The sequence below is a fragment of the Bartonella sp. AA78NXGY genome, from assembly GCF_042197005.1.
GTDB lineage: Bacteria > Pseudomonadota > Alphaproteobacteria > Rhizobiales > Rhizobiaceae > Bartonella.
The window spans coordinates 1-1033 of sequence record NZ_JBHIRI010000074.1; the positions used below are offsets into that span (position 1 = coordinate 1).

The window sequence follows — 1033 nt, forward strand, 5'->3', positions numbered from 1 at the left end:
GATCAATTTTATTGAAAAGTTGCGTGAAAACTGTAAAGTTCATGGAATTCCTCTTTAACGAATTTTCAACTTTTTATCACTTTGGAACATAGATACATGCTAAACGCCTCATTTTCATTTATACATTACCTAAGTGTTTTCAGCATGATATCTTGGCTTTGATAAAATCTTTGTGCTTCTCTTAATTGTTCAGAGAGTACTGAACCTTCTACATTGGTTTTTGTTTTCATGAAAAAAGCAAATGTTGTAAAAAGCTTTATTGGTTAGACCTTATTATAGGCATATTTTTGTAGTTAGAGGCTACAATTTTTCTGTACAATTTACGTTTTTGTATTTCGATAAGAGTCTCTTCGTCATCGCTTAAATTTCTGACCATTTGTAGCTTTGTATATTCATTTTGGATCATGGCTGACATGGTCTTGATGCGTGTTTGCAGTTCGAAAACTTCTTTGAGATCTTTTGTTTTATTTATCTTATCTAAGAAATCGTCCATTTGTTTAAAGCGGTTCTCTGCGTCTTGAAAAGTTTGAAAACTTACAGCTTTTTCGACAATTCCACTATATTTAAGACGCGTATTAATTATTTCGCGCATTTTATAATACGGCAACTTCTGGAAGCCGTACCTTTTCTCTTCGAGAATAATCTCATTAAATCTTTTTTTAAATTCCCCAGTAGCTATGGCTTGGTAGTTTGTCTGTGTTTTTGGGTAGATAGAAGGCAAATCTTGTATGAAAGAATTCTTGTTTTCTCCTATTGTTGGTTTTTGTATCCTATTTCCTGTTATAGACTGATGAATTTTTTTCGCGTTTTCGATCTGGTTTTCGTTTGTTTTAATTTGTTGTTCTAACAACTTAATAATTTCCAGATATTCTGCTTTTGAAAAAGGACTTTTAACAGTTGAACCTTGAGTCCCAGAACCCCAACTAAAGTTAGACGTTAGAGTTAAATTTATCATCCCCAAAAGGGTAATCATTCCTGTTATAATAAATCGCTTTTTCATCTGTCTCCTCGCTTAATTTCGGCAGGGATTGTT

Annotated in this window: 1 protein-coding gene; it reads right to left on the reverse strand. The window is 32.7% G+C overall.

The window, feature by feature from the left end; translation table 11 throughout:
- Positions 1–256: 256 nt before the first annotated feature.
- The gene (locus tag ACFINL_RS09690; protein WP_375612679.1) at positions 257–1000 is read right to left on the reverse strand and encodes a type IV secretion system protein; all 744 of its coding nucleotides are present in this window, start codon (positions 998–1000) and stop codon (positions 257–259) included.
- Positions 1001–1033 lie beyond the last annotated feature (33 nt).

Bases quoted from the DNA above. Each gene is read 5' to 3' on its own strand.
- ACFINL_RS09690 (WP_375612679.1), bottom strand. From the start codon at position 1,000: ATGAAAAAGCGATTTATTATAACAGGAATGATTACCCTTTTGGGGATG.